Below are 15,989 nucleotides of genomic sequence, written 5' to 3'. Positions count from 1 at the left end.
AAACACGATGAAAAATCTTTTTAAGCAACGCTAATGTTTGGTTTTCCATTTATTCCCCTTCACGGGGACGGAAACTGATTGTTGCATGCGGAGCGAAATTGCTGTTCCAAGTTTTCCATTTATTCCCCTTCACGGGGACGGAAACAGCAATTGTTTTGCATAAGCTGTAGCTGCCGCTTCAGAAGTTTTCCATTTATTCCCCTTCACGGGGACGGAAACATATGGCCGTATTTCCGCAATCAACAACTGTAACTGGTTTTCCATTTATTCCCCTTCACGGGGACGGAAACACCAATAACTTCGTCCGCTTTTTCGTTGCCTTTGATTGCGGTTTTCCATTTATTCCCCTTCACGGGGACGGAAACAATCATCCGCCAAGCGACTTCTTCGCCGCGCAAAGGTTTTCCATTTATTCCCCTTCACGGGGACGGAAACTTGACAATAAATCAATCACGATGCGAGCCAGTCACTTGAAGTTTTCCATTTATTCCCCTTCACGGGGACGAAAACTCATTTAATGACTTGGTAAGCTGTTAAAGATTGAAATTGTATAAATAGGGCGGGCAAGATGCCCACCCCACAAGACTTACAAGCAATTTTAAGTTAGTAAACTAAATTTTTTTCAGCAAGCCCCCATTCCCAATGCCCCATTCCCTATTCCCAATGCCCATCATCTATTCATCGGCCAAGATAATTGACAAATAGTACCATGCGGACAAAGGGGCGATCGCTCGAATTTTCCTTGTAGTTGTTTGGCTAGATTTATAAACTGTTGCGTTCCTCTTCCGGTTTTACTAGCGGTACATCCTAAACCATTATCAATGACGCTCAAGGTGTAGTAACCTTCAGATATCATGCAAGTAACTTGTAGACGGGTTGCACCTGTGGCGTGTTTACCAACGTTACATAAGGCTTCTTCTAAAAATCTGCAAATTCCTCGCTTTTGTTCAATAGTTAAAAATCTTTCGTCTATCGGTTCAAAAGTCCGAATTTTGATTCTAATATTCTTAAAACCAGGAAAATCCCTTTCTAAAGTATAGGCATACACTTGATAGAGTAGGTCATGCAGGGGTTCTTGTAAGTTTAATACTAGGTCGTTGCCTAAATAAAGACTCGTATCTTGGTCTAAAGATTCTTGCTGTAAATATTCATAGATTCCCCTTAATTCATAATTTAATTTCTCTAGTTCTTCTGCTATGACTGGAATAATTTCTTGGTTAGATTCATTTTGACCACGTAGCAGTTGTAGAACTTTTGCTAAACTTTGCAAGGGGCCATTATGAATCGTTTCAAAAGTGCTTTCTATAATCGCTTGACGGATTTTAATCCCAGAACGTAAAGCTTGGTCATATTGGTATAAAGCGGTGAGTTCCATACCATTCACAATCAAGACTAAAATGGCGGGAATGAACGGAATCCACCAACCAAAAATCAAACTGAAATAACAAATTAATCCTAAACTAATACTGGCTAAAACAACAATAATTAAGTTGTTTAAGGGTGATTTAGTTAGCCTAGCAATGGCAATTCCACACACACCCCAAGCGAAAATCCAGAAATATTCACCTTGGTCATTCCAGGTATTTAATAAAGGTCTTTCATTGAGGACAGCACTAATAATTTGACTAGTAGCGTGGGCTTGAATTTCTACACCATAAATTCGCCCTTTACCGGTTTGAGTGGATGGAATAGCAGTAGTAGTAAAAAAATCTTTGCGGCTAGGTGCAGTGATACCAATGATAATGATGCGATCGCGTAACCATGTTGGGTTTACTTTACCACGTTTGATATCACTGCTAGAAACAGTCCGAAATCGGGCGTGGCCACTGCGAAAATTGAGTAAAACCTGGACTCCGCCTGCATCGGTGTGGATATATCCCCCAGAGTCGGGAAGAAAGCGGGGTAGTTCAGTTTTGCCAAATCGCATAGCAGCGCGATCGCGTCTACCATTTTCTAAGACAATATGGTTACGGGCTAGATAAGCGGCTGATAATCTAATTGATAAAGATAACTTGTAACCTTGGGGTGTAGGTGTCCCTAATAAAATTCTTCTTAATTTACCATCAATATCTGTAATTTGGTCGGCAAATCCCACTTGTTGAGGCGGAATTTTTGGTGGTGGTGGAATTGGTTCGGGTAAGACTTTTTCTATAGCGATAATGTTGGGTGATTTTTGTAAAATTGCGGCTAGTTTATCGTGATTTGCGTTAACTGGTAAATTTTGATAAATATCTAAACCAATAACTCTAGGTTTATATGTCTGTAATTTTAATAACAGAGTAGCTAAATCATGATTGGAAATTATGGAATCTGATTGATAGTAATTATGATGACGAACATCTTCTTCATCAATACCCACAATCACAATTCTCTCATCAATAGATTCTTCTGGACGCAACCGCAAAAAATTATCAAACGCTAGCCACTCGACAGATTGCATTAAACCCATGTAGCGCGCTAATATTACTAGTCCAATGACTGCACATCCTGGTAATATACCCACACGCCACATAGCAATTTCTGCTTTAATCACATTCCAAAATCCAGGCGGCATAAATTAATTCTCCAACCTTTAATAAAATAGGGAATTGGGGATTGGGAATTGGGAATTGGGAATAGGAGACAAGGTAGACAAGGGAGATTTTAATTTAATATCCCATGCCCTATGCCCCATTCCCCATTCCCTAATCAATTAACCCTTCATCCCTCGCCCTCATTTCTGTCTGAATGCGGATGTTTTTACCCTGATCTGGATACAGTTCTAAAGCGTCTTGTAATTTACTCCAGTAATGTCTAACCATCCTTTCGGATATAGACATTTTTTGAGCGATCGCTTTATCTTGTAAGCCTTCATCAAATGCTAAACTAAGTACCTGTAACCACTCTGGTTTAATCTCTAATCCTGTATGAATTCCTTTGATGTCTTTTGTATGAGTTAATCCTTGTAATGCCCAGTCAACTCTAGTTAACATTTCTTGAGTAGTTAGGCTTTTATCAGCAACTGTAAAACCTCCTTTATGACTATCAATTTCAGGCTTAATTCTCACTAATGTTCTGATATGCGCGCTTTGTACAACAATATTTAATTCAGGGTAATTTTTCATCAAAGTTCTGAGTAGTTGTACACCGATTTCAGGTTTTGCTGTCGTTCCTACATTTTTAGGAAGTGACAAGTCCATAATCACAACATCTGGTTGTAAAATACTGATTTGCTCTAGAGCTAAAAAAGCATTGACAACAGTGATAATTTCCGCATCAACATAATGTTTTTGTAAGACTGCTACTGTTCCACTTAAAACTGATTCGTGGTCATCAATGACTAAAATTTTGAGGAGTGTTTTCTGAGTTAATAGTTGTTGCATAATTAACACTCTCTTGAAGAATATTGATATTTACTTTGGGGATAAACTTCCTTGAAAGCAAAGCTGGTACTCACTTATGTTTGACTGCTTTTATCTACAATCTAGTGAAATTATTCTATCGATAAAACCTTTAATTCAATAACCTAAAGATGGACAACACAAAAGTTTTTAGGACAATAATTACCAAGATAAATGCCAAATTACTTGACAATTACTAGCACGATAAAAACATCTACCGGAGGTTAAAACTTGAAATGTATCACAAAGATATTTTAATTCTGTTGAGTTAGTGTGACACATAAAACTAGTAATATCATGATAGTTAATCTGTATTTTTAATTGACCCTGATTTTTTTGCTGTTTCAAGCTAATATAAATTGTAATACCTGTAATAATATTTGACAGATTTATTGTCAATAGTTCATCTAAGATTGATAAAACTGTCAAACTATGAAATGCTTGTTCTTGTCGCCAGTAAACAGGCAAGTCTAAATGGAAATATAAATGAGGATTAATAGCTAGCCACGGTTCTATTAAGCACTCAATAGCTAATGGAAAACTATCTGGAAGTGATTCGGGAAATAAACGGTTGCTTAATTGTACTAAAGAATGATGGAAGTTATCAATTTGTCTCAAATAATCCTGAGTTTGGTGGTTGGATAAATTGAGATTATTTGCTGTTAGTACATCTAAATGGCGGCGGATTGTAAAAGTTTCTTGCAATAAATCATCCCGAATTTTCTCGGCTTCCACAAAAAGTTTTGTTGACTGTCTGGAAGACCACCATTGCAATGCTTGTTGAATTCTCTGATAAGATGGCAGAAATTTCACAAGGGTCATAGTTTATAGGGAACGGGGAATAGGGAATGGGGAATAGTTAACTGTTAACAGTCAATAGTCAACAGTCAACAGTTTCTCCTAATTACAAGTCAGTAATTAACCTAGCTTTTCTGAGGATGAATTGTAATGCTGTTTCTTGTTGGGAAATAATATTAGCATCAGCGTTCATCCCTGATTGAATTTGACATTGTTGCTGTCCATGACCGAATTTCTGGCTTTCTGGTTGAATTGTCGCCTCAAAATAGCTCTCGCTGGGGGTGACAGTGTTATTATCGTTGCGTTGTGGTGTGATGCTATCAGGGGAAATCGCCTTCACTTGACCTTGAAGAGTGCCATAATCTGGGTAGGGACAAGCATTCACTCGCAGTTGTACTTTTTGTCCTACAGCAACTTTTTTAATGTCTGCGGTGGGAATCATGGCTTTGACAATTAACGGTGTATTTTGGGGTACAATCTCTGCGATCGCTTCACTAGCGCGTACTACTTGGCCTGGGTTACGTAAATTGAGTTTGAGAACTATACCATCACTGGTGGCGCGAATGATGCTGCTTTGTAATTGTCTGGCGATTTGTTGCAGTTCTTTGTCATATTGAGTTATTTGGGCTTGAATTTCTACCTGACGCTGTTGCAAAGATTGTCGTTCTTTCTTTAGCGTCGCAATACTCGCCTCACCTCTAGCACGTTCTTGGGCGATACGTTCAGATGCGATCGCTACTGTGGCCATGCTAGGATTAGTTGCGGCTTTGGCTGATTGTAATTGGGTTTGAGCAATTTCCACAGCTTGTTTTTCGCCTGCGAGGACAAATTTACTCTGTTCCACGACGAGTTTTTTCTGTTCGTATTCCCGTCTACCGATAGCACCGATTTCTGTTAATTGTTGATAGCGATCGCGATCTACTTCGGCAAAGTTTAAATCGGCTTGAGCTTTTTGTAAATTGGCTTTTGCTTTTTGTAAGTTGGCTGTTGCTGCTAAATATTCACTTTCGGTAGTAATTTGCTTTTCTTGAAAATCTCTTTGATTTTTACTAAAATCAGCCTGTGCAGCCGCAATTGTGCGCTCAATTAATCTAGTTTCAGCAATAATTTGCGTTTCTAAAGTGCTGATTTGAGCATCAATTTGAATAAGTTGTAATTTACCCTGTTGGATATTACTTTGCAGGAGACTTTGTTTAATTTGTAATTCCTGAGTATCCAAACGCGCGATTGCATCCCCCCGCTTCACAATTTGATTTTCTGTCACCAATACACTCTCTATTGTCCCCTCTATTTCCGGCTGTACTAAGCGCACATCACCTACAGGACGAATAGTAGCAGCAGTTCTGACGACGACATCATATTTAATCCAAGCCGAAAGTGCGATCGCACTTCCTACATTCATCATTAACAATAATCCTAATAAAGAAGTCCACGTACTAACAGCAGGTAAAAATTCTTCATTGGGATCTGCTGTTAGGATTTTTTGATTTTGAATATACAGCATATTTCACCATAAAATAAATAGAACATGGTAAATAATGAGGATTTTTAGTACAAGAAAGGACTAAAGTCCTTACTACGAACTAAATTCTGGTATTTTTAAATTAATCAATCATGAAACCAATGAATTAAATCTTTTTCCCAGTCCCCAGTACCTGATCCCCAATCCCTAATCCCCTCTAAAGAACCCTGTAACTTTAACCTTCCCTGTTCTAATAAAACAATCCAATCAGCACGGTTAATTACTCGCGGACGATGACTAATTAAAATTGTGGTTTTCCCTTGACGATGAGTTAATAATTGCTCTAAAACTTGCGCCTCACTTACAGGATCAAGTCCACCAGTTGATTCATCTAAAATTAAAATTGGTGGGTCTGTAACTATAGCCCTAGCTATTGCTAAACGTTGACGTTGTCCACCGGAAATATTCGCCCCAAATTCACCTAAGATTGTTTGATATTTATCAGGTAATTTACTAATAAATTCGTCAGCACCAGCAATTTGACAAGCATTGACAATTTGTTCAAAACTCACAAATGGAGTACCTAACCGAAAGTTATCTACAATAGAACGACTCCAAAAATGAGCGTCTTGAGGAACTAAAACTACCTGTTGACGTAAACAATCTAAAGCTAGGTCTTCTAAGTTATATAAACCAATACGAATGTTTCCCGATTGCAGAGAATATAAACCAGCAATTAATTTCGCTAGAGTGCTTTTACCACAGCCAGATTTGCCAATTAAAGCAGTAACCTTACCACCAGGAATTGTTAAAGTAAAATCTTCTAATAAATCAACTCTCCCAGCATAGTGAAAGTTGACATTTGTACAAATAATGTCGGCATTCCCTGGTAATTTAGCAAAAGGTTTTTTACCGTCGTCTACATTTTCTGGTGTAGTATCAATAACTTCTGTTAAACGTTGGACTGCTGTTTTAGCAGTAGTAAATTCATCAACAAAACTAATGACAGTAGAAATTAATCCCAGAAAGTTACCATTCATGGAATTGAAAGCTAGTAGCTGTCCAATACTCAACTTTTCTGCTGGGTTAATTACTAAGTTACCGCCATACCAAAGTAAGATAATACTACCTATACTAGAAACAAAATTAGAAAATGTGCCATTGATAATGCCGATTTGAATTGTGCGTAAAGTTAAGTTAGTCAGATGGCTAAAGCGATTTTGTAACTCATCTAAAAATTGTGAACCAGATGTAGTAGTTTTAAGCGTCAGCGCACCTTTAAAAGTTTCTACTAAAACACCTTGTGCTTCTGCATCTTTTACTAAAAGCTCACGAGTTTTCTGTTGTAATGTCGGCTGGAAGATAATTGTCGATATGCTCATAATTCCTGACATCAACATTGCTAAACCAGTCAACTTCCAGCTATAGAAAATCATGAAACATAAAGAAATAGCTGCTATAAAAACGCGACTAGGTAAACTAATCACAATTTGAGCAACTAATTGATTGATTTGGTTAATATCTCGTAAACGGCTGACAATTTCGCCACTGCGTCGCGATTCGTAGTAACTTAGAGGTAATCGGAGAATTTGACGACAAAAATCTAATACCAAACCTAGTTGTAATCTTTGGGCAAAATGAGCAATTAAATTAGATTGTACCCACGATAAACTACTAGAAATAATATTCATCACTATAACTGCGATCGCCATCGTAGTGAGCAGCTTAGTATCACCACGTACTAAAATATCATCGGTGAGAATTTGTAATAAAAAAGGCGACGCTAAAGATAAAATTCCTAATAGTAAATTTAGGGGTAAAGCTTGCGCTAAAATCCCCCGAAAATGCCAAACACGCCGCAAGAAACGTCCGAAACCAGCAATTTTATCATCTTTGCCTTGAAAAAATAATTCTGGATTCGGCTCTAATAACAACATTAACCAATCTGTCCACCCTTCACTTAAATCCTTTGATGACAGGTAACGAATACCCACAGCCGGATCAGCAATGATATATTTTTTGCCTTTCTTTCCATATAAAACAACCCAATGATTACCTTGCCAATGAATAATTGCAGGTAAAGGTGCTTTGTCAATATGCTTTAATAACTCTGGAGAAGTTTTAACTGGACGAGCCTTAAGCCCTAGTGTTTCTGCTCCTCGTTTTAGTCCTAATAAAGTTGTACCAAATTGCCCTGTTCCTACAGCTTCACGAATGCGGCTGAGAGTAAAGTTACGTCCGTAATGTTTGGTTATTGCAGCTAGACAAGCAGCACCACAATCTTCTTGACTATGTTGTAAAACTTGAGCATATTTCATAAGACAAAATGCTAATACAGATTAAACACTGAACGTCTTCTTCTTGAGTTTCTTCTGCTACTGCTATTTGTATTTGTTTGGAAATCACTTGCTGGATTATCGTCAAAAACAAACGCGCTCATCCAAGCAAAATGAATCTCTTCTGAAGTAAGTCCAGGGTTGCCAAATAAGACAGCCGCACCCAAAATATACATATAAGTATCTAAGTCAAAACTAACTCCTATTCCCCCACTGATATCAGCAGATTCTTCAGCAGATAGTTCTGTAAATAGTGCGCTTTGTTCTTCCATAGTTTTCCTCTTGAAATCGCGATCACGATCAGAAAACCTGACAAACCTGGAACTTGAATTAAATGCTGATCATCAAGAGTAATTAGCCATTGTATTTAATCACTAATCATCTTGTTTACAAAGCTCATCAGAGACTAGTAATGTCAATCTGACTGGGTATAGCTAAATCTGCAAGTTTAACAGTACCGTTGCTAACGCTAGAATTTTTAGCTCCACCAGACAAAGGAACAGATACATCCTTACCTCGACCATCCGCGTTCTTAATTACGCCTTCTTGGGTGGGATTTTCAGGAGAAAAAGCAAACATTGGATCACTATTGGAGGTGTTAATATTGAATCCACCGCTAACAATAGCAGCCTCTTCAGAATTGAGTAAATTAAACAAATTACTGCTTTCATTCATGAGCGTTTTCCCTTAGAATATTTTTCTCTATTTTCATCCTTGCTCAAGTCATTAATTCAAATACTGGAACATATTTAAAAGTTCCAGTATCTAATAAAGACATAGCTGCAAGCAAGATTTTGCTGACTTAATTAAGCTAATAATATTTACTCAGCTTAATTAAGCATGACTTTCAAAAAAACTATGCGGCTGCGGTAGCTTCAGTAGATGAAAATGCTGTTTCCCAAGCATATTGAACTTCATCTGTGGTTAAACCACTATTACCTAGAAGTACACCATAACCGACGATATAAGCATAGTTATCGAGGTTAAAACTAAGGGTAACTTCGCCACCGCTAACAGTAGCAGATTCTTCAACTGTAATTGCAGTAAACAGGTTATTTTCGATAGCTAGCATGAAATTTGTCTCCATTGATAGGATAGATTGAGAATAATCAACTGCTGAATTTATTGCTAGATTAGGCAATATTGATGAGAAGGAATTATCTACACTTTTGAAATTTAGTTTTGTGCAGAAAGCTATATAGCCAATCCAGCAGTTCCTGTGGCAGCGTCAGTAGATGAAAATGCTGTTTCCCAAGCATATTGAACTTCGGCTGTAGTTAAACCACTATTACCGAAAAGTACACCATAACCTACGATATAAGCATAGTTATCGAGGTTAAAAGCCAGGGTAACTTCGCCACCGCTAACAGTAGCGGATTCTTCAACAGTGATTTCGGTGAACAGGTTATTTTTGATAGCTAGCATGAAACTTGACTCCATTAACAGGATTGTTTTGAACTAGATAAGCTACTAGTTGATTGCCTCTTCTTGGCTGTTCAACTCTTTGCTTGCTTCTTACAATACCTGCGAATTAATAGCTGAGTCATTTACACTTACCGCAAACTTTATTACTCAATTAAGTTTGTGAGATGTCCGAAAAAAACAAACAAAAAAATACTGTGCATTCTTCAAGAAAATGCACAGTTAAATCAAGCAGATTGATCAATTAGTATCTAGCTGGAGAAAGATTTTTCTAAAAGCCGATCGCAAATTGTTGTAAGTTGTTCTTTATCTGTAACCGGACACCGAGGATTAGGTAATTCTGTATTAGGCCAATTTGGTAAATTGCTGCATGGACACAATAAAGCTGGCATACCGACGTTACGCATAGCTATCGGCATCAAACAGCGACTACAGGGTAACATTTCCCATGCAGGTGTGAGTAATTCGGCAATGGTTTCGTTAGTTCCCTCCAAATAACAATCACTTGCCGATGATGAAATTTTTTGCCAACATTCTTCAAACTCTTTACTGTAGCGATCGCCTTGGAATATAGGTTGAGGTAGCAAATATATTCCCTGATTACCAATCACTACTTTCTTACCTAACTGAAACCAGTGGGCAAGATATTTTTTCACTTCTGTTTGGTTTGCCATACCACAATTTTACAGTCGGTATGAGAACAATTTTGATACTAACTGTTTAATTTTCTATTAAGAATGTCCCCCAAATCACTGAAATGAATTAATATTAAATGTCTCTTAAAATTTCTTAAATTATTCTTCATCATTCATCATGGTTGGTAGCGGTGTACCAAGTATGCTGAGATTTAATACATGACCCGCCGTAACTAAATAAACAGTTTCGCAAACTTTACTTAACTGACGTACCAAACTCCCCAGGCGATCGCGGAATGCCCTCCCTAAAGGATATGCTGGTACAACTCCCCAACCTGTTTCTTCCGCCACAAATACCATATCCGCCGCAACTAACTGCACCGTCTCTAAAAACTCCTCCACAGTATCCGCCCAAGTCTCATCATCCACCTCTAGAAGATTAGCCACCCAAGTTCCCAAGGAATCAACTAAAACACAAGTGTGAGGCTTCATATCAGCCAGACTCACAGATAACATCACAGGAACTTCCAAAGTTACCCAATCTTGAGGGCGGCGATATCGGTGTACTTGGATACGCTGTTCCCATTCCGCATCATCCACACTGACGGTAGCCGTTGCGATATAAACGACCTCTTTTCCCGACTCCTTCGCCAAATATTCTGCCCATTCACTCTTTCCAGACCGAGACGGGCCTGTGATTAATATGACTTTACCCAAAGCTGTTTCCTTTGTAGATAGGGGTGTAAGGGTGTGAGGGTGTAAGGGTATAGAGGAACAGAGGATATTACCAATGCCCAATGCCCCATGCCCCATTCCCCATGCCCAATGCCCCATTCCCCATTCCCTACCCTAACAGTTTTCGGTAATTATCTAGTTGTCTAGTAATCTCCTTAATTAATTGCCCAAAATCAATATCCATACCGTCATTAATATCGGTTGGACTGTTAGCCAAACTATTCATTGAACCATCCCCGTAATACTGAAATCTAGATTCAGTCTTGGGAGAGGCGGTTGTTTGGTTGTTGCTCATGACGGAAACGGTGTTGACTTCCGATAGAGATGGGAAACTAAAATCAGGAGTTTGATTGAATGGGCTATTGCTGGGAAAGCTCTTGAAAAATTCATCCAACATCGGACTTAAGTCAAAGCCAGAGTTGGGTGTTGAAGAATTGTTATTGTTACTGTTATTGCTATTGCCTGCGGTACCGGTAATGATTTGACGGACTTGGCTTTCGGTCAAATTCGGGTTAGCACTCAGCATCAAAGCGACTACACCAGCAACATAGGGTGAAGCCATTGATGTCCCGCTATAACTGGCGTATTCATTCCCTGGAAGAGTAGAGTAAACGCTTTGTCCTGGGGCTGTGACATAAGCCAGTTCATTGCTACCCGCACGGTTAGAGAAGTCTGTTAAATCACCTGCTTGATTCACAGCCCCAACCGCAATTCCTGAGTTATTTGCATAGCGCGCCGGGTAGCCGGGTACTGAACCGCCATCATTACCTGCGGCCATGACGACAATTACCCCTTTACTGCTGGCGTATTCAATGGCTGATTTGAGTGTCTGACTAGAAAAATCACCACCCAAGCTGAGGTTAATGACATCTGCACCATTATCTACAGCGTAGTAGATGCCGTTAGCGATCGCACTATAGGAACCAGAGCCAGAACTATTTAACACCTTGATTGGCATAATTTTGGCATTGTAAGCAACGCCAGTCACGCCATAACCATTATTCTCACCTGCAATAATCCCAGAAACATGAGTTCCATGTCCGTTATCATCATAGGTTTCGTTATTGTTCCCGTTAAAATTCCACCCCCGCACATCATCTACATAACCGTTACCATCATCATCAATGCCGTTACCGGCAATTTCTTTAGTATTAGTCCAAATATTATTTTTTAAATCTTCGTGGTTGTAGTCCACACCAGTATCTATGACTGCCACTACAGTTCCACTACCTGTGTGTCCATTTTGCCAAACTTCTGGGGCTTTAATCATATCTAAACCCCAATTATTCCCACCCGTATCAGCCACTTCACTGTAGGGATTTTGTCCAGCCGCTTGCGAAACTGATTTAGAGGCATCAATTAAGCCATAACCATTACGAGAACTATAGTTACTAGTAGCACTAGCTTCTGTTGTGGAAACAGAACTACTGCGAGTATTAAATTGTGAACTAGAGTAATTTTCAGTCTTAAGAGTATTAGAAGAGGAGATGTAAGTGGAATCTTGCCCGTCAAAACAATTTGATTTAATACTGATATCATTATTGGGCATTGGTAGTGTCTCCTCAAATAATCTAACTGTTTTTTGGCAGCATTAAAACAATTCGCAATTCGCAATTCGCAATGGACTAACGTCCCGCTACGCTAACGCAGTTACGTGTTGTAACGGGGATTTAAACCCTGCCACAAAACTTGCGGCTTGATAGAAGCAGGGGACTTAAACCACCTAATTTTTCGTAATTGTTAAAACTGACAGTGCAGTTTTTCAGGGACAAATTCGCCCTCTAGCCCATAATTACTATGAAATAAGTAAGTAAAATGACGTTGGTTTTACCAAATCTTGTACAATTATTTTTAATAATTTATTTAGGTTGGTGTTTAGCAATCTCATCAGTCAGATGACAACTATATTTATCGCTAAAATTTGATAGTTCTTGATTGATAAAATTCATCAGTAAAAGTCAAAGTTTCCCCACAAAATAATTTCTCAATTTTGATTTGTGTAGGGAATTACAAAGATGATAGGGTGTGAGCGATCGCTGAAAAATAGATATGATTAAATTGAGAGCGATATCTAGCCAATCGCTTGAAAACAAACATGATTTCACCTCACAACAAGAACATCCTCCTTTGAAACACAAAACTTCGAGATCAGAACCCGAAATTTTGAGTTCAAAGCATAAAACTCGGAGTTCAGAGCATAAAACTTCGAGTTCAGAACACAAAACTTGGTGTTCCGAGCATGACACTTCAAGTTCAGAGCATGAAACTTCGAGTTCGGAACACGAAACTTGGAGATAAACACTTGACTGATGAGGTTAGGAACTTGAATTTTATTGTTCTGAGGTGAGAGAGTCGCGCAAATATGCTAAATTTTTACGCACTATAACAGTATTAGGATGATTTACTCCTAAACAATGCTCTAAAATATCCAAAGCTTGGATATACAAGGGTTCGGCTTCGCTGTATTTTCCTTGAGAGTAGTAGAATCCCGCTAGGTTGTTGAGGCTAGTGGCGACAGATGGATGTTCTTCACCCAGGAGTTTGCGCGACAGTGCCAAAGCTTGGATGTACAAGGGTTCGGCTTCGCTGTATTTCCCTTGGGATTTGTAGAGTGCTGCTAAATTGTTAAGACTAGTGGCGACATCTGGATGTTCTTCACCTAAGAGTTTGCGCCATAGTGTCAAAGCTTGGATGTACAAGGGTTCGGCTTCGCTGTATTTCCCTTGATAGTAGTAGAGTGTCGCTAAGTTGTTGAGGCTAGTGGCCACAGATGGATGTTCTTCACTTAGGAGTTTGCGCCTGAGAGCCAAAGCTTGAATGTACAAGGGTTCAGCTTCGCTGTATTTCCCTTGGGAGTCGTAGAGATAAGCTAGGTTGTTAAGGCGAAAGGCGACATCTGGATGTTCTTCACCCAGGAGTTTGCGCGACAGTGCCAAAGCTTGGATGTGCAAAGGTTCGGCTTTGCTGTATTTCCCTTGGAAGGAGTAGAGTAGAGCTAGGTTATTGAGGTTAAGTGCGACATCTGGATGTTCTTCACCCAGAAGTTTGCGCGACAGAGCCAAAGCTTGGATGAACAAGGGTTCGGCTTCGCTGTATTTCCCTTGGGAACGGTAGAGTGCTGCTAAGTTGTTGAGGCTAAGAGCTAAGTCTTTTTCTAAACCTAACTCTTTTTGCAGTTCTACAGCTTTGCTTAAATACTTAATTGCTAATTCTTGCTCTTTTTGGTAATCTTGAAATTCACCTCTTTCCAGTCTTTTTTTATAAATATTGCCTAAATTAAAATACAAAGTCGCTAAAGTTGCATCTTTTTCACCCCGTTGTTCCGCATCCTGAATGAATCTTTGCAAATCTTCTATTGGTAGTAAGTAAGGATTGTCATCATCAAAGTTTGAGATTTCATGACCAATAAAAGCAGAACGAATTGGCTCTAATTCTCTACTAGAAACAGTGTTTTTCTTCCTAGATATAAAGTGAAAAACACCGTTGCGCCAACTCCAAAAATCAGGAGCTTTTTTAATCAAACTAACTAAAAGCTGATTAGTCACCCACAAGACAATAGCAAAAGGAAATTCCCTTAAAGCTTCTCTAGTCCACTGCAAATAACCGAAAAATATTTCTTGCTCAGAACGCGCCTCTCCCAGTTTGAGAAAATAAAGCTGTTCTGCACCAGTCACCGTAATTACTGCTGGTTGATGTTGCTGCAAATATGCTTCATTCTCCACTAAGTGAGCAATAGCAGCTCTCAAACTTGGCTCACCTCTGGGTAATGTCACACGATAAGGACGGATTTCTGGTTGTAATTCTGTTTCATACTGCTCGATAATTTGCTCTCGAAAATTCAAATCATCGCAGACAGCTATCAGCAAACTCAAACCCTGTTCTTTGGCTTGAATGCTGACAATTAAATCATCATAAGCATCTAGATTGTCATCATCATCAAATAGTTCATTAATTGTCATTGATGAAACCCTGCTCTCTCAAGAGTTCTACAACGATGGGGTGAACATCATACCAGTTCTTACGATTGCGATATTCCAAAACATAAAGCCCGTGAAGTAAGTCTAAAAACTCAGGTTCTTTGGGATCATCAGGCATAAAGTTCTGATATGTAGTTTGCAAGATGGTATAGGACTAGGATTTGATTTCTGAAAAAACTCCGTACATCTGAAGGGACATAAAATCAAACATAGTATTTCGGAGAAACCACTCAAACATCCACTTTAAATGGCGAAATGTTGGAATTAAAGCACAAAAGCGTCGAATCCAGGTTTTCGCTTGTAACCAAATATCCTCTATAGGATTTTGCGATGGACAATTAGGAGCAAAACGAATGCAATGAATTTTCCATTTTTCTGGCGGTAAACCTTGATTTATCTCGCCTAAAAAGTCTTGAACTAAATGTGAACGATGATAAGAAGCACCATCCCAAATAAGAAGCAATCTTTGGTCGGGAGACTGGTCTAATAAATAACGTAAATAATCAATCGTATTCTTTGAATTACCAGCATTATATGCTTTCAAGAGTAGCTTTCCGTCGAGATAATCAACTGCACCATAATATGTCTGCTTATCTCGTTCATTAACGACTTCAATTGCTATCTCTTGGTCAGTTCTTCCCCAAACATAACCAGTTACGTCTCCCCATAATAAATGACACTCATCTATTAGTAATACTCTCAGCTTTCGTGCTTCTATCTCCTCTCTGTTGCTTGCCAGCAATGTTTCAATTTGTTTTTTTTTGCCGCCACCACCTCTTGATCAGCCTTTGGATTCAAGCCTGTAGTCTTTTTCCAACTAATTCCTGCTGCTTCAAATAAATCATAGTAACTTCGTTTCGATTCGTAGATGACATCATATTCAAATGCTAATTTATATTCCAGTTCACCCAGCTCCCAAATTTCTTTAGTTTGCAACCAACTTAATACTTGGAGGAACTGTTCATCACTCAAATAACTTTTTCTGCCTTTATAGTTTAAGCGCAAACCCAAAATTCCATTTTCCTGGTAAGCTTGCTTCCAGCTTGTTATTGAACCAACTGACACATCTAAAATTGTTTGAATTTCTTCATACTTGTAACCTTGATAAACTAGTTTTACTGCCAAAGCTTTTCTTACTTCACGAGCATCTGGATGACTATCTATAAATTCTTGTAGTTCTGCGATCACTACGTCCGCCGCAGGTATCGCCATTTCTAGATGCTGGTTTATCATTGTTCTTTATT

At 38.8% G+C, this 15,989-nt stretch carries 14 protein-coding genes, 1 pseudogene and 1 CRISPR repeat array (1 of these 16 cut by a window edge); all 15 genes and pseudogenes read right to left on the bottom strand.

All coding sequences use genetic code 11. The annotated features are described in order from the left end of the window. Positions 1-510: a CRISPR direct-repeat array (repeat unit 35 nt; unit sequence GTTTTCCATTTATTCCCCTTCACGGGGACGGAAAC); it reaches 318 nt to the left of the window's first position. 160 nt (positions 511-670) lie between these two features. The 15 genes and pseudogenes from CV014_RS13875 to CV014_RS13805 all read right to left on the bottom strand — a co-directional run bounded on the left by CV014_RS13875 (position 671) and on the right by CV014_RS13805 (position 15,978). After that, entirely contained in the window at positions 671-2,554 is a 1,884-nt protein-coding gene (locus CV014_RS13875) for a CHASE2 domain-containing protein (protein WP_236142571.1), read from the bottom strand. Positions 2,555-2,684: 130 nt separating this feature from the next. Then, a complete protein-coding gene (locus tag CV014_RS13870; RefSeq protein ID WP_236142570.1) occupies positions 2,685-3,362 on the bottom strand; it encodes a response regulator in 678 nt (225 codons plus the stop codon). Positions 3,363-3,542: 180 nt separating this feature from the next. Next, a complete protein-coding gene (locus tag CV014_RS13865) occupies positions 3,543-4,202 on the bottom strand; it encodes a hypothetical protein (protein ID WP_236142569.1) in 660 nt (219 codons plus the stop codon). A gap of 82 nt (positions 4,203-4,284) precedes the next feature. Beyond that, positions 4,285-5,682, bottom strand: a complete 1,398-nt coding sequence (locus CV014_RS13860) for an HlyD family efflux transporter periplasmic adaptor subunit (protein WP_236142568.1) — start codon at positions 5,680-5,682, stop codon at positions 4,285-4,287. 104 nt (positions 5,683-5,786) lie between these two features. Next, positions 5,787-7,958: a peptidase domain-containing ABC transporter gene (locus CV014_RS13855; RefSeq protein ID WP_236142567.1), complete on the bottom strand. Its 2,172-nt coding sequence runs from the start codon at positions 7,956-7,958 to the stop codon at positions 5,787-5,789. Positions 7,959-7,969: 11 nt separating this feature from the next. After that, positions 7,970-8,248: a hypothetical protein gene (locus tag CV014_RS13850; protein WP_236142566.1), complete on the bottom strand. Its 279-nt coding sequence runs from the start codon at positions 8,246-8,248 to the stop codon at positions 7,970-7,972. Between the two features lie 127 nt (positions 8,249-8,375). Continuing rightward, positions 8,376-8,651 (bottom strand): hypothetical protein, encoded by a 276-nt coding sequence (locus CV014_RS13845; protein ID WP_236142565.1) that lies wholly within the window; start codon positions 8,649-8,651, stop codon positions 8,376-8,378. A 181-nt stretch (positions 8,652-8,832) separates the two neighbouring features. After that, positions 8,833-9,048 carry a hypothetical protein gene (locus tag CV014_RS13840; protein WP_236142564.1) on the bottom strand — a complete coding sequence of 72 codons (216 nt, stop codon included), beginning with the start codon at positions 9,046-9,048 and terminating at the stop codon, positions 8,833-8,835. 122 nt (positions 9,049-9,170) lie between these two features. Then, on the bottom strand, positions 9,171-9,401 hold the full coding sequence (locus CV014_RS13835) for a hypothetical protein (RefSeq protein ID WP_236142563.1): 231 nt from the start codon (positions 9,399-9,401) through the stop codon (positions 9,171-9,173). A gap of 248 nt (positions 9,402-9,649) precedes the next feature. Next, positions 9,650-10,072 (bottom strand): hypothetical protein, encoded by a 423-nt coding sequence (locus tag CV014_RS13830; RefSeq protein ID WP_236142562.1) that lies wholly within the window; start codon positions 10,070-10,072, stop codon positions 9,650-9,652. 120 nt (positions 10,073-10,192) lie between these two features. Beyond that, complete coding sequence (gene cobU, locus CV014_RS13825) at positions 10,193-10,750, bottom strand: bifunctional adenosylcobinamide kinase/adenosylcobinamide-phosphate guanylyltransferase (RefSeq protein WP_236142586.1); 558 nt, start codon at positions 10,748-10,750, stop codon at positions 10,193-10,195. A gap of 127 nt (positions 10,751-10,877) precedes the next feature. Continuing rightward, positions 10,878-12,317 (bottom strand): S8 family peptidase, encoded by a 1,440-nt coding sequence (locus tag CV014_RS13820; RefSeq protein ID WP_236142561.1) that lies wholly within the window; start codon positions 12,315-12,317, stop codon positions 10,878-10,880. 781 nt (positions 12,318-13,098) lie between these two features. Then, positions 13,099-14,727: a tetratricopeptide repeat protein gene (locus CV014_RS13815; protein WP_236142560.1), complete on the bottom strand. Its 1,629-nt coding sequence runs from the start codon at positions 14,725-14,727 to the stop codon at positions 13,099-13,101. Further along, positions 14,717-14,896, bottom strand: a pseudogene (locus CV014_RS13810) (ATP-binding protein); the annotation flags it as partial. The gene CV014_RS13815 and the pseudogene CV014_RS13810, both read right to left, overlap by 11 nt. Positions 14,897-14,899: 3 nt before the next feature. Then, positions 14,900-15,978, bottom strand: a protein-coding gene (locus CV014_RS13805) for an IS630 family transposase (protein WP_236140190.1) whose coding sequence is annotated in 2 segments (ribosomal slippage) — positions 14,900-15,510 and positions 15,510-15,978 — 1,080 coding nt in all. Because the reading frame shifts where the segments join, the coding sequence is not laid out codon by codon here. Positions 15,979-15,989: the final 11 nt, after the last annotated feature.

Origin of the sequence: Nostoc sp. CMAA1605 (assembly GCF_021596505.1) — a bacterium.
GTDB lineage: Bacteria > Cyanobacteriota > Cyanobacteriia > Cyanobacteriales > Nostocaceae > Trichormus.
The sequence above is the reverse complement of the archived record's forward strand: the minus strand, read 5'-3'. Positions and strand labels throughout refer to the sequence as shown.